Origin of the sequence: Myceligenerans pegani (assembly GCF_014892515.1) — a bacterium.
GTDB classification, from domain to species: Bacteria; Actinomycetota; Actinomycetes; order Actinomycetales; family Cellulomonadaceae; genus Myceligenerans; species Myceligenerans pegani.
This window is the reverse complement of the sequence record NZ_JADBGR010000101.1, coordinates 116729-140085: the sequence shown is the minus strand read 5'-3', so window position 1 is coordinate 140085 and position 23357 is coordinate 116729. Positions and strand designations below refer to the sequence as shown.

At 68.5% G+C, this 23357-nt stretch carries 23 protein-coding genes; 9 read left to right on the top strand and 14 right to left on the bottom strand.

Features of this window, described 5'->3' with window-relative positions; genetic code table 11:
* Positions 1–144 precede the first annotated feature (144 nt).
* A complete protein-coding gene (locus IIE03_RS17455; RefSeq protein WP_225997921.1) occupies positions 145–1596 on the bottom strand; it encodes an MFS transporter in 1452 nt (483 codons plus the stop codon).
* Positions 1597–1681: 85 nt separating this feature from the next.
* Here IIE03_RS17455 and IIE03_RS17450 point away from each other — a divergent pair, with 85 nt between their 5' ends.
* Positions 1682–2068 (top strand): MarR family winged helix-turn-helix transcriptional regulator, encoded by a 387-nt coding sequence (locus IIE03_RS17450; protein ID WP_192864031.1) that lies wholly within the window; start codon positions 1682–1684, stop codon positions 2066–2068.
* Between the two features lie 136 nt (positions 2069–2204).
* On the opposite strand, the gene IIE03_RS17445 is transcribed toward IIE03_RS17450, so the two are convergent.
* From IIE03_RS17445 to IIE03_RS17415, 7 genes are all read right to left on the bottom strand, one after another.
* A complete protein-coding gene (locus IIE03_RS17445) occupies positions 2205–3131 on the bottom strand; it encodes an ATP-grasp domain-containing protein (protein ID WP_192864030.1) in 927 nt (308 codons plus the stop codon).
* 607 nt (positions 3132–3738) lie between these two features.
* Entirely contained in the window at positions 3739–4956 is a 1218-nt protein-coding gene (fxlM, locus tag IIE03_RS17440; protein ID WP_192864029.1) for a methyltransferase, FxLD system, read from the bottom strand.
* 15 nt (positions 4957–4971) lie between these two features.
* Positions 4972–6129, bottom strand: coding sequence for a lanthionine synthetase C family protein (locus IIE03_RS17435; protein WP_192864028.1), 1158 nt, complete (start codon positions 6127–6129; stop codon positions 4972–4974).
* Entirely contained in the window at positions 6126–9074 is a 2949-nt protein-coding gene (locus tag IIE03_RS17430) for a lantibiotic dehydratase (protein ID WP_192864027.1), read from the bottom strand. Before IIE03_RS17430 ends, IIE03_RS17435 begins: the two co-directional genes overlap by 4 nt.
* An 87-nt stretch (positions 9075–9161) precedes the next feature.
* Entirely contained in the window at positions 9162–9323 is a 162-nt protein-coding gene (locus tag IIE03_RS17425) for an FxLD family lanthipeptide (RefSeq protein WP_192864026.1), read from the bottom strand.
* 127 nt (positions 9324–9450) lie between these two features.
* Positions 9451–9822: a hypothetical protein gene (locus IIE03_RS17420; RefSeq protein WP_192864025.1), complete on the bottom strand. Its 372-nt coding sequence runs from the start codon at positions 9820–9822 to the stop codon at positions 9451–9453.
* 398 nt (positions 9823–10220) lie between these two features.
* Positions 10221–11087: an HAD family hydrolase gene (locus tag IIE03_RS17415; RefSeq protein ID WP_192864024.1), complete on the bottom strand. Its 867-nt coding sequence runs from the start codon at positions 11085–11087 to the stop codon at positions 10221–10223.
* Between the two features lie 608 nt (positions 11088–11695).
* Here IIE03_RS17415 and IIE03_RS17410 point away from each other — a divergent pair.
* Genes IIE03_RS17410 through IIE03_RS17400 form a run of 3 tightly spaced genes read left to right on the top strand, consistent with a single transcriptional unit; the run spans position 11696 to position 14229 of the window.
* Positions 11696–12793, top strand: a complete 1098-nt coding sequence (locus IIE03_RS17410) for a helix-turn-helix domain-containing protein (protein ID WP_192864023.1) — start codon at positions 11696–11698, stop codon at positions 12791–12793.
* Between the two features lie 19 nt (positions 12794–12812).
* Positions 12813–13481: a YdcF family protein gene (locus IIE03_RS17405; RefSeq protein WP_192864022.1), complete on the top strand. Its 669-nt coding sequence runs from the start codon at positions 12813–12815 to the stop codon at positions 13479–13481.
* Positions 13423–14229, top strand: a complete 807-nt coding sequence (locus IIE03_RS17400; protein WP_192864021.1) for a WbqC family protein — start codon at positions 13423–13425, stop codon at positions 14227–14229. Before IIE03_RS17405 ends, IIE03_RS17400 begins: the two co-directional genes overlap by 59 nt.
* A gap of 121 nt (positions 14230–14350) precedes the next feature.
* Here the strand turns inward: IIE03_RS17400 and IIE03_RS17395 are convergent, their stop codons facing one another.
* On the bottom strand, positions 14351–14953 hold the full coding sequence (locus IIE03_RS17395; RefSeq protein ID WP_192864020.1) for a GNAT family N-acetyltransferase: 603 nt from the start codon (positions 14951–14953) through the stop codon (positions 14351–14353).
* Positions 14950–15738 (bottom strand): GntR family transcriptional regulator, encoded by a 789-nt coding sequence (locus tag IIE03_RS17390; RefSeq protein WP_318843045.1) that lies wholly within the window; start codon positions 15736–15738, stop codon positions 14950–14952. The genes IIE03_RS17395 and IIE03_RS17390 overlap by 4 nt, the downstream gene beginning before the upstream one ends.
* Before the next feature lie 225 nt (positions 15739–15963).
* Here IIE03_RS17390 and IIE03_RS17385 point away from each other — a divergent pair, with 225 nt between their 5' ends.
* The 5 genes from IIE03_RS17385 to IIE03_RS17365 all read left to right on the top strand — a co-directional run bounded on the left by IIE03_RS17385 (position 15964) and on the right by IIE03_RS17365 (position 18702).
* Entirely contained in the window at positions 15964–16302 is a 339-nt protein-coding gene (locus IIE03_RS17385) for a hypothetical protein (protein ID WP_192864018.1), read from the top strand.
* Positions 16299–16958 (top strand): hypothetical protein, encoded by a 660-nt coding sequence (locus IIE03_RS17380; RefSeq protein ID WP_192864017.1) that lies wholly within the window; start codon positions 16299–16301, stop codon positions 16956–16958. The genes IIE03_RS17385 and IIE03_RS17380 overlap by 4 nt, the downstream gene beginning before the upstream one ends.
* Positions 16959–17150: 192 nt before the next feature.
* On the top strand, positions 17151–17657 hold the full coding sequence (locus IIE03_RS17375) for a hypothetical protein (protein WP_192864016.1): 507 nt from the start codon (positions 17151–17153) through the stop codon (positions 17655–17657).
* A 151-nt stretch (positions 17658–17808) separates the two neighbouring features.
* On the top strand, positions 17809–18195 hold the full coding sequence (locus IIE03_RS17370) for a hypothetical protein (protein ID WP_192864015.1): 387 nt from the start codon (positions 17809–17811) through the stop codon (positions 18193–18195).
* Between the two features lie 63 nt (positions 18196–18258).
* Positions 18259–18702 (top strand): hypothetical protein, encoded by a 444-nt coding sequence (locus IIE03_RS17365; protein ID WP_192864014.1) that lies wholly within the window; start codon positions 18259–18261, stop codon positions 18700–18702.
* A gap of 1502 nt (positions 18703–20204) precedes the next feature.
* Here IIE03_RS17365 and IIE03_RS17360 read toward each other — a convergent pair.
* The 4 genes from IIE03_RS17360 to IIE03_RS17345 all read right to left on the bottom strand — a co-directional run bounded on the left by IIE03_RS17360 (position 20205) and on the right by IIE03_RS17345 (position 23221).
* Positions 20205–20660, bottom strand: coding sequence for an NUDIX hydrolase (locus IIE03_RS17360; RefSeq protein ID WP_318843044.1), 456 nt, complete (start codon positions 20658–20660; stop codon positions 20205–20207).
* A 14-nt stretch (positions 20661–20674) separates the two neighbouring features.
* Complete coding sequence (locus IIE03_RS17355; RefSeq protein ID WP_192864013.1) at positions 20675–21505, bottom strand: protein phosphatase 2C domain-containing protein; 831 nt, start codon at positions 21503–21505, stop codon at positions 20675–20677.
* A 56-nt stretch (positions 21506–21561) separates the two neighbouring features.
* The gene (locus IIE03_RS17350) at positions 21562–22416 is read right to left on the bottom strand and encodes a tetratricopeptide repeat protein (RefSeq protein WP_192864012.1); all 855 of its coding nucleotides are present in this window, start codon (positions 22414–22416) and stop codon (positions 21562–21564) included.
* A 121-nt stretch (positions 22417–22537) separates the two neighbouring features.
* Positions 22538–23221, bottom strand: coding sequence for a TauD/TfdA family dioxygenase (locus tag IIE03_RS17345; RefSeq protein ID WP_192864011.1), 684 nt, complete (start codon positions 23219–23221; stop codon positions 22538–22540).
* Between the last annotated feature and the right edge of the window lie 136 nt (positions 23222–23357).

Here is a 23357-nt window from a genome sequence, read left to right as displayed (position 1 = left end):
GTACGCGGGGAGCGAACTCGGCGAGCTTGCCAGGCGTCCGACCCGCTCGGGGAGCCTGCCGAGGTAGTAGGTCGGCTGTGCAACCTACTACCTCGGCAAGGTTGTGTGACTGTTCCATCGGGCGGGCGTGAGCCTTGCCCCGGTTTACCGGGCAGGGTTGAGGGCGGTGCGGCGGCGGAGGAGGGCGGTCGCGCTGGCGATCAGCCCGGCCACCGCCACCGCGGTCACCATGTACAGCCCCGGCTGGTACTGGGCGATCGACGTGGCGGCACCGCCCGAGATCAGGGCGGTGACGACCGCGAGGACGACTGCCCCGCCGATCTGGCCGGAGGTCTGGACGAGGCCTGAGGCCAGGCCCTGCTCGTTGTCGGCGATGCCCTCGGTGGCCTGGACCATCACCGACGAGAAGCCGAGCGCGAAGCCCAGGCCCAGCAGCGCGAACGCCGGAAGGTAGTCGGTGAGGTACGACGGCTCGGCCGAGTCGCCGCGCAGGATGAACCACAGGTAGCCGAGGACGAACGCCGCCATCGAGGTGATGATCATCGGCGTCGTGCCGAAACGGTCGATGAACCGGCCCGCGAGGGGCGACAGGATCGCGACGATGACGCCGGCCGGGGCCAGGGCGAGCGCCATCTGGATCGGCGCCCACTGGAGCGTGTTCTGCAGGTACAGGGTGACGATCGTCTGGAACGAGATGTAGGAGCCGAAGATCGCCAGTGCGGCCAAGTTGGCCCGGACGATCGACCTGACCCGGAAGATCCCCAGCCGCACCAGCGGCTCACGGACCCGGTTCTCGAGCACGAGGAACGCGCCGAGGAGGACGACTGCCCCTACCGCGGCCGCGGTGACCAGCGGGGTGAACCCGGTCTCGGGGGCGGTCACGATGGTGTAGACCGCCGCGAGCATCCCGCCGGTGAGGGTGACGGCGCCGGCGAAGTCGATGTGGCCTCGCGCCGGCCGTGGGGTCCGGGGGACCACGATGAACGCGGCGATGGTCACCAGGACGACGACGGCGACCGGCGCGAAGAACGTCAGGCGCCAGTCGATGCTGGTCAGGGCGCCGGAGGCGATGAGGCCCGAGGCGTAGCCGGTGGCGCCGAAGACCGTGAAGATCGACAGGGCCTTGTTGCGGTCGTGGCCTTCGGCGAAGGTCGTGGTGATGATCGACAGGGCGGCCGGGGCGGTGAACGCGGCGGCGACGCCCTTGACGACGCGCGACGCGATCAGCAGGGCCTCGTTGTCGACGAGGCCGCCCACGAGCGAGGCGGCGCCGAACACGACGAGCGCGGTGAGGAACACCTGACGTCGGCCGAGGAGATCGGCCATCCGCCCGCCGAGCAGGAGCAGGCCGCCGTAGCCGAGGATGTAGCCGTTGACGATCCATTGGAGCGAGGTCGTCTCGAGGCCGAGTTCGGCGCCGATCGACGGAAGTGCGACGCCGACCATGGACACGTCGAGCGCGTCGAGGAACATGGCCAGGCCGGCGACGAAGAGCACGGCCCACAGTCGCGGCCCCCAGGGCTTCGGGGCGGGTGTCGTGTGGTCGGCGGGCTCCGGGGCCGAGGTGCCCGGAGTCGTTGTTTCGGTGAGCGCCATGGTGGCAACTTAGATGCGCGCGCATGTGATGTCAACGCATAAAATGCTTAGACATGAGATGTGCGAGCATGGTAATGTCGCCGCCATGGAGGCTGCATCCGAGGTCGGCGTGGACACTCGGTGGTCCGAGATGCTTCGCACCTACCACACCGTTTCGAACGAGCTGGAGCACGAGCTCCAGGCAGGTCACGGCCTCGGGCTGAGCGACTTCGAGCTGCTCAAGGCCTTGTGCCGGTGCTGCGGGCCGGACAAGGCCAAGGTGAGGATGAAGGATCTCGAGGCCGAGATGTACCTCAGCCAGAGTGCCTTCTCACGGACCGTCACCCGCCTGGAGAAGGCCGGGTTCGTGGAGCGCGCGGAGTGCGGCTTCGACCGCCGCTCGAACTTCCTCGCGATCACCGACGCGGGCGGCGAGCGCTACCGGTCGGCAGCCGAGACCTACCGGGCGGTCCTGAACGAGCACTTCGCCTGAAGCCGGTAGAGGGCCCTGGGCCCGTACTGCCCTGTTCGCCGCGACCACCGAGACGGGCATCGGCCTCGGCACCACCACAACCGACGACGACGGCGGGGGCGGACGTTGCGATGAGGTGCAGGCCGTGAGCTCCCCGTCAGCCGGTCGTATCGCGCGGCTGTTCGGCCTGGGTGAGGATGCGCAGTATCGTCCCGGGCTCCTCGCTCGCGGGTAGGTCGCTGACCTGGCCGTCGCCGACCTCGATGACCCGCCAGACGCCGTCGTTCCTCTGTGCGAGGTCGGTCGTGACGAACGGTGCGCTGATCCGTCGCAGGCACCCGGCGATGTCGTCCAGTACCGTCTCCGGGACCCTCACTGTGGTCGACGGCGTGTCCGGGTGTGCGGTGACCAGGACGGGCGAGCCTGCAACCCACCAGACACGCGCTTCTCTGGCGCGTCCGGCCTCGTCCGTCGCGAACGACTCGAACCGGCGGGCCACGATTCCGCCGGCCAGATCCGAGCCCTGCAACTCGACCAGCCGGGCCACGGTACGCGTGACGGCGGCGACGTCAGCGAGGTCGGGCACGAAGCACGCCTCGTGCCACTCGTGCTTGCGGGACTTCACGTAGTCCTTCACCACGCCGGGGCCGCTTCCCAGCGGCGCGGTCAGCGCGGCGACATCGGTCCGCGACGGCGTCCTGCCGGCCTTCCAGGGCAGCCAGGCGCTCGCGGGAGTCCGGCCCGCGAACTGGCCGTACCAACCGGGCAGCTCGTGCGCCTGCCGGTACGCGTCCGAGTTCGTGGCCACCTGCACACCCCGCGTGGCCAGCGCGGCCGTGAACCGTTCGTATGCCTCGACCGGGATCATCCACCCGCGATACCACGCCACCATCGTGGCTTCCGCGGCGGCGGACGGCACCCGGCGCACGGCAGCGCCCGCATCACCGGCCAGGAGCATGTCATGGTCGATGGCCCCGACACGCCAGCCCAACACCAATGCCGCCTCCGCTTCACGTGCGAAGTGCGGGTCGGGCGAGCGCGGTGCGAGCGGATCGGCCGGGACGAGGAGCAGCGGCGGCGTCATGGCTGCAACGTATCCGTAGCGAGGGTGGGTGAACCACGACGATTCACCGTCGTCGGTTGCGATGCACTTGCTGGTCTCCGCGCGCCGTGGCGGCGGCAGGTCAGAACGCTACAGGCGGCCGTGGTGCTGATCGGGACCATAGGGAGGACTTGGCGGCCATCTGTGCACGCTACCGGCGGAACGCTTGAATCGTCGCCTGGGTCAGCGAGATCGACAGCTGGACCGCCGTCATGACAATCCAGATCATGAATCTGAAAAGCGTCAGCATCAACGAGACGACGCGTCAGGAGCCCGCCGCCCGTCGCGGCTGACCAGAGGCCCGGAACCGCAGAATCCTGTGGCTCCGGGCCTCTTGCGTGTCGACTCTCCGAGGACACGGGAGGTCGGACATGGACGGAAAAACCCCACGCGGTGGGGCAAGGGGGCAGCACGCGCGCACCTGCCAATCGCCGACAGAGGGCCGCTCGCACGCGAAATTCGGGTGCGGCTCGCCTCGTCGACCGTGCCAGATCGTGCCACGGATGAGCTCGTGAGGATGACGTGCAGGAGATGTTGCTCTAGCGAGCCGCCGCGCGCCGAGGCGGAGGCGCGAGGTCGGTTGCGTTCGTCAGCTCCCGTTCGGGGTGGAGCCCGGCAGTGTGAGGATCATGAGGGTGTCGTTCTTGCGGATGGCGTGCCCACCCGCGGGCATCGGCCCGGGGGAGACGCTGTGGTGGATGGTCAGGCTTGGGGCGAGGTCACGGTGAGTTCCCCAGGTGTTGATGTATTGCGTGAGTTGGTGGGCGAGGTCGGCGCCGTGGGGTCCGTATCCTGCTGCGCCCAGGAGTGCGTGTCCGGGGGTGGCTTTGGTCTTGTCGAAGATCATGTAGGCCGCGGAGTTGCCGTCGACGAGGGCTGGGGTGCGGATGGGGATGGCGGGTCGTCGGATGCCGGCGTCGAGGGCTTCGGTGGTGACCTCGATGCGGCATACCCGGTCGTCGGTCGCGGTGGTGTGGAGCCACATTCCGTCGAACGGCTCGGTGCTTGCCACTTCGGTGGCTGACCAGGCTTCGGTGGCTTGGCCGTCGAACGCCGGGTCGAGGAGGGTGGGGTCGATGTGCTGGTCGTGGTCGTGGTGCAACCGGACCGTGTCGCCGGCGAGTCGAGTGGTGTGTTCTCCGTCCTGGCCGATGATGGGGACGAAGCCGCACAGTTCGAGGCTGTCGGAGGTAAGGGTGTTGCCGTGGCGGGTCAGTGCTGCGGACCGGGTCTGGCCGCGCCAGCGCAGTGGCAGTACGAGACGGCCGCCGTCTTTGAGCTGGGTCCACCATGCTGGTGGGATGTCCCAGAGGCCGACGGCCGCGATGATGCGGTCGTAGGGGCCGTTTTCTTCGGCGCCGAGCAGCCCGTCGCGCTCGATGACGGTGACGTGGCCGTAGCCGGTCCGGTTGAGGGCCTGGCGGGCGTACAGGGCGACGCCGGGGTCGATGTCAACGGTGGTGACGTGTCCGGTTGAGCCGACCAGTTCGGACAGGAGGGCGGCGTTGTACCCCGTGCCGGCGCCTACTTCCAGGACGTTGTGGCCGGGCTGGGCGTCGAGCTGGTCGAGCATCATCGCGACGACAGACGGCACTGACGCCAGGGACAGCGGGAGCGGTCCGTTGGGGTTGTCCTTGATGGAGATCGCACGGTCGGAGTAGGTGGTCTCCAGGTCGATGCCGGGTACGTGCTGGTCGCGGCGCACGGTCCGCATCGCGGCTTCGATCCGGGTAGGAAGCGGACGCGTTTTGACGATGGCGTCGACGAGCTTGTTGCGCAGGTCGTCGGCGGTGGGTGCGGTGTTCACAGGGGTGTGGCTCCTTCATGCGTTGAGCAGGAGGCAGGTTTGCCATCCGGCGGGGTCGGTGAGGTGTGTGGAGGGGACTATGCGCCGTGTCAGGATGACGCCGTCTTCGCCGGTCAGCAGACCACGTGCACGACTTGTGGGGGCGTTGCGGACGGTCGTGTCGAACCGTTCCTGAAGGTCGGGCAGAAGATCAGGCAGGGTACTGCCGGGCAGGGCGTCGGCTGCGGCGTGTGAGGCGGTGAGGATCAGGCCGGCCCACCCGTGGCAGGCGCTGGTGTCGGTGAGCTGGTCGAGCTGGGCGGGGTCGGTCAGGCAGCCGGTCAGGATGGTCTCGGCCTGGCGTTGCAGGTTCTCGTCCTGGGTGGCTTGCGCGGTGATCTGGAGTGCCCTGGTGATGCCGGGGCTGCCGTAGCACCAGGAGGGTCGGGTGCGGCGTGCCGTGGGCGGTGGACCGGCGGCCCACTGGTCGAGGGTGACGTGCTCCGGCCACGCGTACCCGGCGCCGTCGGATAGGGGTCGCGCCCAGTCGGTCAGAAGCATGATGGTGTGCCGCAGGGCGTCGAGTTGCCCGGGGACGGTGTGTCCTGCGAGGGCGGCGAGTGCGAGCAGGGCCACCGGGCCGGTGACGCCGTGGGCGAGGCCGAAGTTTCCATGGCCTGTGGGCTGGGCGGGATCGGGGATTCCTCGGGGGCTGTCGGTGGTCCACCAACCTGGGACGGGTGTGCCGTCGACGGCTACGGGTTCGGTCAGGAGTCGGGTGAGGTAGGTCAGGCCACGGTGCAGCAGGTCGGTGCTGGTGCCGGTGTACAGCAGGAGGGCTGTCAGGCCGGTCAGGCCGCTGATGAGGTCGTACTCGCTCATCCGTGGTGGGCGCCCGGCATCGAGCCGGCGTTCGGCGGCCGTCAGGCGCTGCGTGGTGATCCGGGCGACGGCGTCGTCGAGGCAGTCGGACAGGCCCTGGTACGCCGGTCGGGAAGCGGCACGCAGGGCGTAGGCGACGGCGGGCGCGCCGTGGTAGAGCCCGACCTGGTCGGGGTGAGCGGCGATCGGCTGTCGGGTCATTGCCCGTAGTGTCGCGTCGGCGTGCTCCCATCGGCCGGTGTGACGCGCGTCGACGGCCTGGCGAAGCAGGGTCCCGGCGAGTCCGTTGCCGAGGGCGTGCAGTGCGGTCACTGGCCGGCCTGCCGGGCGAGGAGCGAGCGGGCTGTCTGGGCGGCGGCGTGTCGGACGATGGTCTCGGTGGGTCGGTCGGGGCCGATGAAACGGTTGTGGTGCATGTGCACGAGGGACTCCAGGATCCTGGCGGTGTGGGTGTCGTCGACGTACATGCGGTATGCGCGCAGGGCGGCGGTGCGGGCGTCGTCAGGCGACGTGTCCGCGGCGGCGCGGATGGTCTCTCGGGTGACGTCGTGGTCGCCGGGGCCACTGGTCGGCAGGTTGGACAGCGTGACCAGCCCATCTGTGTCGCCGAGGAACCCGCGAGCGATGTTGAGCATCCCGAGTGCGCAGGTCACACGACGGTCCGGGTGTGCATTGATGGTCAGGGCAGCACGGACGGCGTCGCTGTCGGCGACGAACACGGTCTCGGCGGCGTCCATGATCGGCCCGGAACCGTACCGGCCGGTCTCTGGCCGGTAGGTGTCGTATACGAGTCGGGACGCGAGCCCGGCGCCGCGCAGCTCGGAGAACCACGAGTCGATGGCGCGGGCGATCTCGGTCCGGTCGCCGGTTGCGGCGACGCGTACGCGTAGGTGGTCGTCTTCCTGGGCGTTGCGGTAGCGCACGAACCAGACCGGTCGTCCGTCGAGAACGTCGATGAGCGCGGGCAGGTGGCTGGTCAGGATGTGGTTCATCACCACGGGGGTCGTGAAGATCTTCGCCTGCACCCACCGGCCGGTGTTCGGGGTGGGGGTGCCGGTGTTGGAGATCACGGGGGCGTCGTCGAGGTGGGGATGCGGCTCGGGGGCCCGGGTCGAGACGAGCGGCAGGACCAGGTCGTGGGCGTGCCCGATCCACGCTGTTGCGTCGTCCGCGGGGGCCTCGGTGAGGATGACCTGCTGCTTGCGGCCGAGTTCGGCGTGCAGGATTCGCGCGTGGGCGGGTTCGGTCAGGTCCAGGCGCAGGGTCCGGTCCTTGTCGCGCAGGTCCACCGTAGTGGGGCACCGCCAGGTGCGTGCCCACTCGCGTAGGGCGTCGTGCCAGGCGGGCTCGAACGTGCCCGGCAGGGCGCTGGCGTCGAGCGTCCACCGGGCAGGGGAAAGGATGCTGCGTCCGTAACGCACCCGTGGCAGGTGTGGCAGCCGGGACGCGGCCGGACCCCAGTCGAACTCGGTCCACCCGGTGACCGCGCCCCGGGAGACCATCGCGATGAACCGCGCGAGCGGAGGCGCCTGCTTCTCCAATGCCAGGGGGTGTAGCACGACGGGCTCGACCACGCGTCGCCGTGACAGTGACACCAGGAGCAGCCGCTTGCCGGTGGAGGTGACCGCAAGGTCGTCCAGACCGATGACGTCGGCACTAGGGTAGCGGTGCTCGCCGACCGGTATCACGTACGGCAGATACTGCGGGATGCGGGCGACGTTCTGCGCGTGCGGGTACACGGGCGTGAAGGACAGCTGCGCGAGCAGTGCGCCGGTGATCATGGTGGGCAGGTCCCGGTAGGACCCGATGAGGTCGCCGTCTCCGAGCAGTTCGGCGAACCGGCCGGTCAGGGTGCCGGCCGACCAGGCCGGCCGGACCGTGAGCGTGAAGTCTCCCGCGTCGACGGCGGCCGTGTCCGGGGCGTGGACCCGGACGGACATCTCGGCGTGCGGGGCGGGTGTCTGGTCGGGCAGGGGCGTGCAGGCGAGGCGCTCGATGTCGTCGTCGGTCAGCAGCACCTCGGTGCCGCTGATCGTCGCTTCCTGTGCCAGGGCGGTCAGATGTTCGTCCCGGTCGAGGATCTTGGTGGCGGGTTCCGGCCACGGCGAGGTCGGGAAGTCGTGCGGGAATCCGACACCGGCGGCCAGGTCCACGGCGTCCCGGAGAGGGACCAATGTGCCGGCGCCGTACCGGTCCCAGAACGCGGCGTGGTAGGCCGACCATTCCGGGCGCCCTTCGGCATGCCGGGACAGCCGCATCAGCGCATGCGCCGCCCGCTCCGCCTCACGGGCGACCTTGGGTGACACGGCAACGGTGGCGTCGATGCGGGAATTCACGCTCAGACGCACCTTCCCGCGATCGCAGACCTGGCTCATCTTCTTCTCCAGGACATCACGCACGTGCCGGGCTCCGACCGGGGTGGCGGTGTTGTGGTCATCGATGAGCCTGAGCACCTCGTCCAGGTCGGTCACGATCGCAGCCGTTCCCGCGTCCAGACCACCGAGCACTGGCTTGAGAGTGCGCACGATGTGGGCGAGCGGGTCGGTGACAGTCATCCTCGAGTGCAGGGACGTGGACAGCACGCCCGCGCCCAGGGCGTCGCGAACCAGTCGCTCGACCTGTGCCGGGGTGCCGCCCTGCCTGGTCAGCGTGTCGACGACGTCCGGGTACGGGACAGGCGTCGCGGCCAGGGCGAGCAAGGCGTTCAAAGGGCGGCTGACAGGCACCATCGCGGTCTGCCCGCCAGGCCGGGGCACGGTCAGCACATTGCCATGCCGCGTGGCGGTGCCGACGGTCTGGAGCGTCAAGTGCGGTAGGACGTCTGCCCGGGAGACAAGCATGCTGGCGACCGTCTCGGCCCATCCCGTGTCAGCCGTCGCGACGGCGCGATGATCGCTACCGACATCGGCCGTGGTCTGCCCCAGGGACGCGGTGGTGACCCCGGCGAACAGTCCGAAGGGGATGGCGCGGCCGTTGGCTCGCAGCAGATACCGGACCACGGAGTCCGTCACCCGCCGTACGGTCTTCGTCTCGGGCTGCCCGGCCAGCAGAGCATCGACGGTCGCGGCCAGGCCGGGCGCAGCGGCGCGCACCTGATCCTGGAACCCCTCGATCGCCCACACCTCGGCGAGCCAGACCCTGCAGGAGGCCGGGTTGTACGGATCAGGCCACCATCGCCCAATCGAGCCGTGCGGCGTGGCGGCCAGGCGCAGGACGACGGGTCTGCTGTGCCGCATGAGTCTCTTGGATCCGGGCATGCCAAAGCCTCCTCTTCGTCGGGTGCTGGGGTGCTGCGCGGACCAGGCAAGTGCAGCCCCGGCCCGCGCAGCGGCCAGTAGTGCGGTTCAGTCGCTCGTGCAGGCGGACTCGCAGGTCGTGCCACATCCGTCGCCGGAGTCGCAGGCGGCCGGAACGGCGACGGGCGCGTCCACGATCTCGAACGCCACCCTCCACTCGTCGAACGCGATCTCCGGCGTCGAGGGCTGAGACAGCGTGATGGTCGACATAGGGCTTTCTCCTTTCAACAGCATTCGAGGCCATCCCGAATGCCCCACACCGCGAACACGGCGGTGCAAGTCTTCGAACCGTTCAGTGCCTGCCGGACGGGGCATCCGAAGGGGACGAACCGCATCGTCATCTCTGCGCGCCGGGAGGCTTTGAATGCCTGCCCCAAACGGCGTCGAAATCACGCCGCGGCATGACCTGTTCGAGTGCGGCACGGGTAGGAGCGCTCGGGGCACCGAGCACGACGCAGGCCGCGCCAATGGCGGCGAGTTCCTTCTCCAGCCGTTTACGGGCGGCCGACAGAATCGCGTCGCCGGGCAGGATCACTACCTCGGCGCCTTGGTCCATCGCCTGCTCGGTGAGCTGGCTGATCGTGGCGGTGTCTCGTCGATCCTCGACGACGCGAGCCAGCATGTAGCCCTGGTCACGTGCGTGGTCTTGCACGACGGCGAGCTGCGAGGCATCGCGGACGTAGCCGACGGCGACGGCGGTGTTGGACATGTCGTTCGATACCTCCAGGTCTTCTGGGCCGCGCCCATGGTGAGCGTCGCGCCGCGTCGGAAGCCTTCCTCCATGCCCAGCGGCACGGCCAGTAGGACGATGTACCCGATCAGGACCCAGGCCATGACGTCGCATCGTCCGCGGGCCCGTCTGCGGGTTGGAGTTCGTGAGGTGCCAGGCGTGCCCGGTCGAACCCGCGCCGATCGATGTGCACCCGCACGCTCCACGCGCCCGGCAGGTCGGTCTCGACGACGGTGCCGGTGGCGCCGAGCAGCATGCGAGGGCCGTCGACCACCCGAACCCGGTCACCCACCTGCCACGGGTGCCTTTCGTGGGGGTCGGGTCGTGGAGGTGCCCGGACTCTTCGGCCGCGAAGTCTTCTTCTCCGTCGAACATGCTCATCGCGCCACCGCCCTGGCCTCAGCTGCTCCCGTCTTCGCCGGCGTTGTCTCCGCTGGCGTCGACTCGACTGGCTCTGATCCGGGCTCTCGGGTCGACAGGGTCAGGGTGTCCAGCGCGGCCGCCGCGCCGTGGTGGTCAAGGGTGCCGGTGACGTAGTTCGCGGCGTCCTTGACGGCCTGCGGGGCGGCGCCCATGGCGAACCCGTGCCGCACCTGGCGCAGCAGGGCGCGGTCGTTGATGCCGTCGCCGATGGCGGCCGTGTCGTCGGGGTGGATGTCCCACCGGCGGCGCAACGCGTCGGCCTCGCTGGCTTTGGACCGTCCGGGTGCCGTGAGGTCGATCCAGTCGCTGCCGTGTGTGGTCGCGGTGCATCCGGTGCCCTGGATCTGTGGCGCGTATGCGGCGATGCCGGGGGCGTAGACGACGGCGCGGGTGGTGTGCTGGGACCACAGCACCCGCTCGTCCACGATGTGCTGCAGCCCGCGCAGGCGGCTGGCGGGGAACGGCTTGTTCACCCGCCAGCCGACACCGACTTGTTCCACGGCCATGGCCATCTGCGGAGCTACCACTGCCGCGACCGTGAGCGCGGGCCAGGGGTCGAACAGCCGCTGCCGCACGATCTGGAAGGGCCGGTGCCGGTTGCCGGTCAGTTCGGCCGTGACCGCGCCGTTGGAGGCGATGAACATCGAGCCCTTACCGAGTCCGAGCTGTTCGGCGATCGGCAGCACGCCGAGCGTGGACCGGCCGGTGCACGGCACCACCGGGATACCCCGCCCGATCACCGCCGCCACCGCGCGGCGGGTCGGCTCGGGCACATCATCGCCGCCGTCCGGCAGGAGAGTGCCGGTGACATCGAGGAACACGACCTTCACTGGGCGGCGGGAAGTGGACTCATGTGGGGAGGTCAGCATTCCGTGCTCCGGTCGATCGAGGTTGAGCCTCCGCAGTGACTGGCGGAAATGATCATGGGTTACCGACATGAGCGCGTTCGTGAGCGTTGGCGGCTTGGAGCCGTTGCCTACCAGTCATGCACAGGAGCCGCACCCCAGCCGCGTCGATCATTCGCCGACGGTTGAGCGCTACATCCTTCGGCCCCAGGTGGGCCACCGCCGGTACGATGACTCCGTATGAACGGCGTGTACTGAGTGCTTGAAGGAGGCCAGCGAAGGCTGCGTCAGGCGATGCACCGTCCTCACGGAACAACCCGCCGAGTGCCAGTTCATGGTCAACGCAATATTGGTTGATGGCCGCGACAAGAGCCCGCTGTCTTGCTGTGGACAAGCCCGCCAGCCGCAGGTATCCGCAGACGATCGGCCAGCTGACCTTGTGCTGTTCCGTGAGGGATTCCATGGCCACAAGCCTGCGCCGACGTGGCGCCCAAGGGAATCAACCGGCGTTCCACTTCTGTCCCACTTCCGCCCCCAGGGCGGCACACGGGTTGCTTCAATGAGCGAGAAGAAGGGAGACGGATATGGCGACGGTGCATCAGTGGACGGGTCTTGAAGCCCGCGCCCTGCGCCATGCCCTTCGGCTGAGTGTTCGTCGCTTCGCAGAGGATCTCGGGGTCGCGATCAACACGGTCTCCAAATGGGAAAAGCTTCTCGCGGAAACCAAGCCCAATGGCGACAGCCAAGCCATCCTCGACACAGCGCTGGCTCGGGCTGATGCGACCGTTCATCTACGCTTCGAGACGTTCCTCTCCCAAGCAGGACCGACCTCTCCAGGCTCGGTCCGTCGCGTAGTGGTCCCACGCCCACGCGGGTGGGAGTACGAAGAGTGGGCAGATGACCTCGACCGAGTGATCATCGCCTTGTCTTCCCAGCGGTTCAGCTTCGCGGAGGAATTGCTGCGCCGATGGACCCCCAAATTCAAGCCGTCCGACCTCGACGACCGTGGCCTCTATCTCTTGGCTCGGTCCACCGCACTGCTCGGCGACCTCCGACGCGATCAGGGGCAGGTGCTCGGACCGTTGTCGGCGCAGCGTTCCTACGCCGGAGCCCGTTCGATCTTCGATCAACTGGTCATCCCCCGGCGGGTCGCCCAACTTGACCTCTCGCTTGCAGTCGTCACTGAGATGGGTGGCAACCTGGACGCCGCGGCCCGACGCTATGAAGACCTTGCAGTCGACGATCGTCTGACCGGCAGAGACCGTGCGAGGGCGCGGCTCTGGGTGGGCACGGCGCTGAACAAGGGTGGCGAGTACGACTACGCTGCTCGCACTATGCGGGCCGCCATCCAGGACTTCGAGCGCCTCGCAGAACCAGACGACTGGGCCGTCGCGCACCAGAAACTTGCACTGGCATCCCGGGGCGCGGGCGATCTTGACGGCGCCTTGCGCCTGATCGACGTCGCCCGAAGCGCTGGCGTTGCCGATTCCCCGATGCAACGAGTACGTCTCGACACTGCCTACGGCCATATCCTGGTCTCCGACCCGAGCACTCTGGAAGACGGACTGCGGACCCTCGACGGCGCTCAGAGCGTCGCTGCCGAATTCGGGCTGGCCCACCAGCTACGCAGTATTGAGGGCATCCGCGCCTCCAGCCAGGGAATGCCCGCCCGAGCACGGTGAACCAGGGAGACACGCGAGAGTGACCGACTACCAGCAGACCCTCAGCGAAAACCAGTGGCACGCGGCCGAACTGATCTGGGACTACCACCAGATGCACCACACCGTGCGACCGACAGACGTTGCCCTTGGCCTGGGCAGCCACGACCTCGGAGTCGCCACGTACTCCGCTGAGCTCTACCGAGCCGGCATGTTCCCCGTGCTGGTGTTCAGCGGCGGCAACAGCCCCACCACAGCGGCACGCTTCCCTCGTGGAGAGGCCGTCCACTTCCGCGAGCACGCCCTGGACCTCGGAGTCCCGGACGACGCAGTTCTGCTGGAACCGAACGCGAGCAACACCGGCGAGAACATCACCTTCTCTCGCGACGTTCTCGCCGCGGCTGGCATCGCTCCTGCCTCGGTCCTACTCATCTCGAAGCCCTACATGGAGCGCCGGTCATACGCCACAGCCCGCAAGGTGTGGCCCGAGGTCGACATCGTCTGCGCTTCAGAACCGCTCAACCTTGACGACTACCTCAAGAGCATCGGCGACGAGAAGCTCGTCGTCGACATGCTCGTCGGTGACCTCCAGCGCGTGATCGAGTACCCCGCACTCGGGTTCGCCATCGAGCAGACGATCCCGGAGGACGTGCATGCCGCCTACGAGTACCTCATCCGAGAAGGATTCACCAGCAGGCTCATCGCCGAGTAGCGCACCACTGGGTCTCCGGCTGTGTGCGATCCACCAGCCCAACCTGTTCCCGCGGCTCAGCACGCTCGCCAAGATCTTCGCCGCGGACTGCTGGATCGTCCTGGACGACGTCCAGTTCGCCCGCCGCGATTACCAGCATCGTGCACGGATTGCCCCGCTCGAGCGTCCCGAGCAGCACCAGTGGCTGACCTTGCCCACCCACCTGCCCCACGGACGCTCAACCATCATTCGGCAGGCGCGTCTCGTCGACCCACTCCGGTCCCGTCGTCGTATGCGCCACACGCTGGCCCACCAATACGGGTCCAGCCGCTACTGGCCAGAGTTCCGCGCTCTCCTCGACGCCGTCACCGACACCATGGAGCGCACCGATCGGACGGCAGTTGTCGCCGAGACGTCGACTCGGCTGCTACTCCAACTTCTCGGGTGGACCGGCAGGTCCTTTCTCAGCAGCCAGTTCACCGTCCGCTCCGAACGATCACTGCGGCTCGCCGACCTGGTACAGGCTGTTGACGCTGACGGATACCTCTGCGGTCCCGGCGGCATGAGGTACCTGCGTCCTGAGCCGTTCGCCAACCAACGTACGGCTGTCATCCCGTTCATGACGCCCTCCGAGGGCATCTGGCAGGGCGCCCGCAAGGTCAGCGCGCTCCACGCCCTGATGGCATACGGCCCCGACGCGGTGTCTGAAGAGGTGCGGCGCATCGCAGCAGTTCATCGGGCGTCGCCGAACTCGCACTCAGGGTCGTGATGGCCCGGCCTGGACACAACGAAGGTGACGGACCGGGGTGCCGCTACGACGCCCTGTTCTTCGCGAGCCGCGCCGACCCGGGCTACCCCATGTGAATGACTGAGGCTGAGGATGCTCACGCCTAGCTGGCTGGCGCCTGGGGTCCGCTGTCCTGGGGGTAACCGTGGGCCGCCGTATCGGGAGGTGCTTCGTGAATTCGTGGCCTGGCCGCGGGCATTGCGGGGCGTTGGAAGAGTGCTCCGGATCCGCGGTGGGGGAGTTCGACGGTGCGGACGTGGGTGAAGCCCTGGGTCCGGTAGTAGTCCTGGAGCCGCGTGTTGGATCGCCAGGCGTCCAGGCGCAGCCAGGTCCTGCGGCTTGCGGCGGTGTACGCGCTTGCCCAGTCGAGGATCGCGGTGCCGAGGCCGTTGCCCGCGGCGGATCGCCGCACCACCATGCGATGGACGTACAACGCGTCGTCCGGATCGTCGTTGGCCGTCCAGAACTCCGGGTCGGCGAAGTCGTCCAAGGTCGTCGTTGCGACGGTGCCGATGTGGTCGCGCCAGATCCAGACCTCTCCGCGTGCGATGGCGGACTCCAGGCTTCGGGACGAGTCCGGGTCGGTGTGGCGCACCGTGGCCCACTGGTCGAGTCCGCGGGACTGGAGCCACGCGCGTGCCTCCTCCTGCAGTGCCCGGATGGCTCCGGCGTCGCGTGGCGTGGCCAGTTCGGGTTTGCGGATCACGAGGGCTCGGCTTCGGGGTCGGGCAGCCCTGGGCGGTCGATCACGATGGTGTGCCGGTCCCCGGGCAGGATCGTGATGGCGACACGCAGGGCCTTGCCGTGGCGGTCGTATCCCGTGGTGAACTGCCGGGCGACCGGTGTTCCCGGGCCGAGGGCGAGCCTGTGCTGTTCGTCCGGGGTGGGCATGCGGATGGTGAACTCGTCGACGGCGCGCACCTGGACGTGGCCGGCGTCGGCCAGGACGCGGTTCGCGCCTCGGGCGATGTCCTCCGGCGACATGATGGCCGTGCCCTGGGCGAGGGTGAGCGGGAAGTAGCTGTCGTTGGTCATGTACGGCGCGCCCTCGAGGAAGCGGACGCGGCGCCGGACCACGGCGTGCTCGTCGTCGCTGAGACCAAGTCGTGCCGCGACGTCGGCCGGAGGGCGCACGATCGCCACGTCGATGGTTTGGGTCGGTGTTCGGCCGGCGTCGGCGAGTTCGGTCAGGAACACGTCCTTGGGGACGTCGTCGGGGCGAACGGTCAGGTCCGACTGCGGGCGGTACTCCATGCGGTGTCCGTCCCGAACGAAGTAGCCGTGGGGTCGCTTCGCGACGACCAACCCTTCGCCGACGAGGATCGCCAGTCCCTCGCGGACGGTGTTGCGCGAGGTGCCGTACCGGTCGATCAGGGCGGCCTCTGTGGGGAGCTGGTCGCCCTCGCCGAGGTCGCCACGGACGATCTGGTTTCGCAGGTCGGTGGCGATCTCGACCTTGCCGACCCGCCTGCGCTTCGGCGCTGCTGCCACAGGCGTGCCCTCCCCTTGATCGTTGGATTGTCCAGACAGTCTATTCGATCCTCTTGACGGCATGGGCAACCTGTGATCGGCTGCATTATATGGATTGTCCAGACAATCCATATCACCCGAGCAACCATGCCCTATGCGAAGGACGTCGCGACGCGGAAGCGAACTGCTTCGGCAGCGGCAGAGGGTCCCTGGAAGTCGTCGCGGACCACGGGAGAGGAGAACGGCATGAGACCGGAATTCCACGATAAGGACGCGCCCGACGACGTGCTGCTGCGGTCCTTGGAGACCGCGGCGGAGCTCGTGCGCGCGGCAGGGCGTGACAGAGTCGCGATGGTCACGACGGCGCGTGGCTGGCTGTGTGTGCAGCCGCATGACCTGTCCGACGGCGAACGGATCGCTCGTCTGCTGGGTTGTGACAACCCGCTGGACCACCGGCTGCTCGTGCCGGGGTACACGCTGTGGTCGGGGCGGCGTGACGGGCTGGAGGTTCAGGTGCGCTCGCAGCTGCGCGATCCGGCCCGGGCTCTCGGTTCGGGATACCTCGGGTCAGGAGACTTCCGATGATCCGCGCCGACGAGACCGTCCCCGTCGAAGAGACTCTGGGGAGCACCGCGCGTGTAGTCGTCCTGGACGCGGATGCCGACCTCGCCGTCACCGCTCGGCAGGATGCTGCACGGGCGCTGGAATCACTGGAGCTGCTGCTCGCGACAGGGTGCGACGTCGTGCTCTCTACTAGCCAGTCGCTGTCCGGGCTCCTGCAGCTGGCCAGGGGGTTCGGAGTCCGGGAGGGGTACGGGCTCTGCTCGCATGGGGCGTTGGCCGTGCGCCTGGATGGGGCAATGCCCGGCGGGTACGAGCTGTTGGACGCGGTCACGTTCGACCTGTCCGCGTTGAAGCTGGCGCTGGAAGACCTCCAGTTCCCGGCCGGGACCCTGGTCGCCGCCGAGGACGTCGGGACCGGTCGACGGATCAACCGACGCTTGGGCACCGAACTCCCGAGCGGCGTCCCGGAGCGGACGCCACGGGCCCGGTCGCGGGGCACGACGACGAGCCTGGCGCGCCTGCACGCCGCAGGGATTCGCGAGTACGCGGACATGCTGGCCGCGAGCACCGGCCTGAAGGTCATCCCGACAGGGCCCGACTTGTGCGACGTCACCGCTCAAGAGGCGTCGCGGAGCGCGGCCGACGACGTAGTGCACACCCTGGCGGCGCCGCGATGAACACGCCAAATCCGAGACATGCCGACGACCCGAAGCGGCCGGACGTCACCGAGCGATCGGCGAGCATCATTCCGGCCACGGTCCTGGCCACCCTGGCCGACGGCGAGCGGGTGGTGATGTGGTGCCAGATCGGGAACCTGCCCGGAACCGACGCGAGGGTCTCCGTCACGCGAAACGGGAGCCGGGGACGCCGTGGTCCACGCCGGCGAGGCATCACCGACCCTGATGCTCCACGCGGGGGCAAGCTCGTCGTCGTACACGATCGTGCGCCAAGGCCCCGACCACGTCCTGGCCACCGAACGCCACACCGATCCGTCGACCGCCGACCGGTGGCTGACCGCCGCGCGCACCGGGACCGCGACGCCGTGGACCGATGATCCCGAGGACTCCGTCCACGTGAAGAACTGGATCCTCGCGCACGCGCCCGACGGGCTGTTCACCGCCACCACCGCTCAGAGTGTCGCGCTCGGGATCGGCGGCCACGCCGTCCACGCCGGCGCCGCGGAGGTCGCGCTGCTCACGGGCACCGACGTGATCGCCTCCCCGCGCTCGACGTCCGTGACCCGGCTGTACAAGCTGATCGCCACCTGGCGCTACGCGGGCGCCCCCTACACCGACCAGCTCCCCGCCGCCCTGTTCCGCCAAGGCGACGGCTGGCGGGTACGACTCGTCGTGCCCGGGACGCAGGCACAACGATGAGAGGAACGATGAGCCCTATCCGGAGCAGGAAGGACACCGCCCGGACCACTGTCAGCCCGCAGCGAGGTTCGCACGATTCTGGCGCTGCTCGGCCGCGTGAGCGCTACAGCGTCCGCACCCGGCTCGATGTCCCTAACAGGGAGACGCCGCGATGACCCGGACGGCCGACCTGCACGCGCTGATCGCACAGATCCGCGCCGCGATGACCCAGATCCCGCCCGGGCCCGACGTCGTCGTCCACGCCATCCACGGGCCCGGGCACGCGCTTGTGACATGCCACCTGCTGACCGTCACCACCGGCGACCGGCCGACCGCAAGTCATCCCGCGCGCCTCCCGGCCGCCGTCGGGACGACGATGCGGCAGGTCGAACACGCACTGACCGCGTCCGGGTACAGCTACGCCACGACCGATCTCGGACTCCGGGGCGCTTGGAGAGCCACCCGGTCAGGCGCACACCTCCTGCGGGTACACCGCGACACTCCCGACGGGCCGCGCACAGAGCCAATGCCACGCCGCGACGCGGAACCGGCCCGTTGATGCACGAAGCCGATCCGCGCGTACCGTCGAACGCGGGCACGCGGACGAAAGGAGGCAGGAGCTATGACACCTGAATGGGCCAGATACATCGCCACGCACCCCGCCGCCGGACCGGCAGCCCTGCCGCCGTCGACCATCCCGACCTACCAGACACGGGCCAACCTCGAGCCCGTCCAGGATGGCGGGACCGACCACAGCAGATCCGTGCGCCTGCCGGTCGCCTGGACCCCGTCCACTCTGCTGATCCTGTGGATGTTCCGACGCCCCAACCGCGCCTGGGGCATGCCCGTCGCCGCGCTCGCCAGCACGTTCTACGCGCTGTGCGTCATGCTTTTCGAGCATGCGACCAGCGGCAACGACATCTACATCCTCGGAATGCTCTGGGGGCTGTGGAACATGACCAAGTTCGCAATCGCCGGACCTCTCAGCGTCATCGCCCTCGTCGTCGGCCGTCTGATCGAACGCCAACGCACGTACCTGAAGCGGCGGTCTGCGCGTTACGTCTGATCCGAATGGGCGGCTGTGGGACAGCAGGTCGCGGCCGTCCTCTGAGGTCCGCGCTCTCAGTCTTGACGGCTCAGTCGCACGCGCGGGACTTGCTCATACGCAGTCGATCAGTCCGAGCAGCGCGATTGCGACAGCGCCTGCGATCAGGAGTCTCCAGTCCGGGTTGTTCAACCTTCCTTCGGTCTGTGGCGCGGACCTCGGGGGAGTGAACCCGTCGAGGAATCGAAGCCAGAGTCTGAGTAGGTGGCCAGAGTCCGTAGGAAGGAGCGCCTTCACGAGTCCAATGAGAATGATGCCGCCACCCAGCAGCGTCACTGCCCACCACGGAGCATCGGCCATGACCGTCGGGACGATCGCCAACGAGTGCGAGATGGGGTTGTGCAGCAGCATTCGAAGTCTCACAACCATTCCTTGCTGGGCATGCGGTCGGCGCGTGCCGCGCGTGGATGGTGGTGCATCGTCGGGCGAGTTGGCGTCGCGCCAGTAGACCGTTGTAGTGCCATCAAGTGCTCCAATCCCTTCACGGGCGATCGGGTCAGGTGCTGACGTGCAGGTGCTGGCGGTGCTGGTCAAAGCGTTGTTTGACGTCGGAGAGCGTAGCAGAGCAGCAAGGTGGAGCAGTACGACGGTGATGAGCAACGTAGGTCACGACGAGGCTGAGCAACGTAGCTCTTGATGTAGTGCGTGTAGCCTTGCCGGTGCTCTGAGGGCAACCTCCGTTGCCCTCAACCGTTCCCCGCCCGAGCGGGGGTGATCCCGTTGCGCAGCAACGTCGTACTGCCTGGATCGCTGTTTTCCCCGCCGGCGCGGGGGTGATCCGGTGGTGTGTGACGGGGAGGTTCCGAGTCCCCGCCAGCGCGGGGGTGACCCGCCGGCGGCCAGCCGGCGGGTCTGGCCGAGTTCGTGTTCCCCGCCGACGCGGGGGTGACCCGTAGTCGCGCGGTCTAGATTCCTGGGCTGCGTCGTGCTCCCCGCCGACGCGGGGGTGGCCCCAGGTCGACCTCGGGTGCGGTACTGCAGGCCGAGGTGCTCCCCGCCCCCGGCCGCGGGGGTGACCCGGAGGCCAGCTCCAGCGCTCCCGGGATGCCGGCGTGCTCCCCGCCGCCGCGGGGTTGACCCCGACGGCCGCAAGGCCGACGTGCTGGAGACCATGCAGTCCCCCGCCGATGCGGGGTGGCCCGGCCAGCCAGCGCAGCGGACCGATACCGGTGAAGCAGTCCCCGCCGACGCGGGGGTGACCCCGACCTGCGGCCCGACGCATCCCGGACCGACATGTGCTCCCCGCCGACGCGGGGGTGATCCGTTGGAGATGTCGGCCTGGACGTGCTCGGCGTCGCAGTCCCCGCCAACGCGGGGGTGACTCCGAGCCGACAGGTGACGGAGTGCGGATCAGTTTGTGCTTCCCGCGCGGAGTAATCCCGCCTGCGAGAGCGGCCATCTCACGACGTTCGAACTGAGGGCTCTTGCCCACCGCGCGCCGGGGTCACGCGGTGGGCCCTAGCTCAGGCGAAGTGCCCGCGTTCGACGGCCTGGTGGATGGCGCTCTTGTAGTCCTGGGGCATGGTGAGTGCGTCGACCTCATCAGGCCGCAGGAGGACGAGTTCCTTGTGTTCGTGGGAGTAGGCGGGCGGAGCATCGCCGTTGTAGCGGGCGAGGTAGGTCAGGACGAAGACGTGTCGCTCGGGTCGGATCTGGTAGACCCAGGCGTAGTAGGGGTCGGTGACGGTGGTGTCCCAGCCGAGTTCCTCGCGGATCTCGCGCGTGAGCGTTTCGGCGGGTGTCTCGCCGACGTCGAGCTTGCCCCCGGGCAGCTCCCACTCGTCGCGTTCGTTCTTCAGCAGCGGGAGCCGATCACCCCAGGCGATGACAGCTTTGACGGAGACGGGCAGCTGGTACTCGAAGTAGCCGGGGTTGCGTTCGATCAGGTAGGGCTCGGCGTGGGAGCGGGTGTTGAGCACGGTGGGCCTATCGGTCAGGCGCGGCGGTAGAGTGCCGCGCAGGCGTCGTCGGACTTCTTGAAGAACATCGTGCGGTCGAGGCCGGCTTCGAGGTGGCGGATGTGGTCGATCACGTCCTGGATGCCGTGGGCGAGGATCATGTCGGCAAGGTCGTCCCAGGAAGTCGCGATGTCGTAGTCCGTGACCGCGCGGGTGAAGCCGTCGGTCGCGAGCAGGACCAGGTCGCCTCTCGCCATGGGCCAGGTACGGCGTAGAGCGCCGGTGCCGACGGCGGGATTGTTGCCCAGAATCCACGGGCCGTTGCGGCCCGCGAGGTCGGCGCGACGCCGGGCGACGATCCCGTCGACCTGCGCGGCACGGACTTCGCGATCGGGCCTGCTGCCGTTGGCCGGGACCTGTTGCGCGACGGCGGTGCGTTCGTTGGTGCCGAACCGCGCATCCAGGAGCAGGTCCTTGTGGGTGACGTTGTAGACGGCCACGTCACCGACGACGGCGGCTTCGAGCCGGTTTTCCGTCACGTGGGCTATGGCCAGAGAGGTGGCTGGTGGGAGCGCACCGTCAGGCATGCCTCGATCGTGCAAGGCGGCGTCGACGGCTGCGGCCAGGTCGGACAGTAGGGTGTGAGGTTCTTGGTCGCTGGCATGTCTGCTGAGCCAGGCGTCGCCGTGGTGGGCGAGCCAGTACGCGCCGGTCACGTGCGGTTGCGGGCAATAGGTCGCTGGCATGTCGGTGGCGCCGTCGAACATCCATGCGTACGGGCCAACCCCGCCTGCCAGGTCCTCGTACATGTCGCCCTCGCCCTTGCTGGTGGCGGTGTCCAGGAGCTGGAGCTTCGTGATGGTCATGCCGGGCGGGCCTGTCGTCGGAGGGCGGATGGGTAGAGGCGGACGAGTCGGGTGGGTCAGGTCCACCAGATCAGGTCGATCTGACCGGACAGATGCAGCGCCGCGAGCATGAGGAGAGTGCCGAGCACGAACCCGGGGATCAGGCGTGCGGGTTTGGCGATGCCTCCCGCCCACAGCAAACAGGAGAACGCGAGCGTGACGCTACCGGTGGCGGCGATGAGCAGGGGGATCGCCTCGTTCACGGTTAGCTGGGTGGCGATCGTGACCGCCGCGGTGATCAGCGCGATGACGGCGGCCAGCACGCCCAGCAGCTGGACCTGGTCGGAGCGGGAGCCGTCGAGATCTCGCCGGGCTTGGCCGATCTCGTGCAGGAGCCGGTGGCCCTGACGTTCTACGAGCAGCCGGGTGCGCAAGCCTTCGAAGCGGGCGATGCGACGTTCGTCGCCAGGGACGTCGGTGCGCTGGCGGTGGATAGCGATCTGGACCTCGGACAGGGCATCGTCGATCTGTCCGTCGGACTGCAGGAGCCGGGCGCGGGTGAAGTGGAAGTTGGGGTTGTCTCGGTTGGACATGCTCATCGCGTTCTCCACGCACACCAGTGCACGTTCAAGAATCGCCGGGGTGAGCCGGGCAGGTTCGGCCTCGCCGAGGTCGGCGGCGATCGCGGCGTACTGATGCCACACGCCCGCCCGATCGCCCAGCACCTTGATGGCGCGTTCGCTGTGCCGCAGGGCACGGGCGAGGTTCGCGCCGGAGGTGCGATCGCCGATCAGGCGGGTGGCACGGAAGGTGTGGAAGTAGGGGTTGTCGCCGAACTCGTCCTCGTACTCCTCCACCAGCCGGCCGTAGTCGACGTCGCGGTCCTGACGGTGCAGGAGCTGCAGGACGGCGTACAGGCAGGAGAAGCGCACGTCCAGATCGTTCGCACGTCGTGCAACACTGCGAGGAGCTCGTTGACACCATGCTCACGTAGCGTCGTGCGGCGGATGTCCTCGGCGAAGTCCGGGTTCGTCCAGACCGGCAGCGTTGTTGTCACGAGGAGACTCCCGTATCCGAGTCGGTGCTGGCCGGGCTGGCGTCGCTCGTGGCTGTGTCGGTCGCGTCGATCAGGATGCGCACCGCGGTGCGCTGCGGCGAGGCGATGGATGTCCTGCCGTGTGCGTAGCGGTGGTTGTCCACGACGTAGGCATCACCGCTATGCAGCCAGTCGACCGTCTGGGTCGCCTGGTCCATCCGACGCCGGAATTCTCCGACGAGTGGCCCCGGGCCGTCCAGCGCCCATACGTCGTCGTCCCGGTATCGGAAGCCAGCATCCCGCCCGAGGCGCACTGGCAGCATGCCGGGACCGTCACGCTCTTTCAACCGCAGCCGATCCAGGTCTTTCTCCTCGAGGTTCGCCGTCACCAGGTTCAGGTCGACGAACCGAGGGAACCCGCCCGTCGTGGCGTCCTGATGCACCAGGTGGATCCCGAGGAACCGCGGCGGGCGTGCGTGGCGAGAACGGTCTGTGTGCGGCGTCAGGCTCGAGAACGTGAACCCCAGCCCCGGCACGCCCGCCCGGCCGTCGGGGCGGATCACCGTACGGCCCGACTTCTCGGCGTCCGGATGGGGATGCGGTGTCCCCAGCGACCGGGCGGTCCGCAGAAACTTGGCCTCATCGATCTGAGGCAGGACCACCAGGCCGTCAATCGACACTTGCTCTCGCAGGTCGTTCAACGCGCTCCTCCACCACCGGATGTTTCCGCAGGCCAAGTCTCCCAACCACGTGAGTGAGGGGCAAGAGACGATGTACGTCTCTCACCTGAGCCCTTCGTTTCCTGATGGCTCAGCATCGTCGTCCTGATCGTCGACG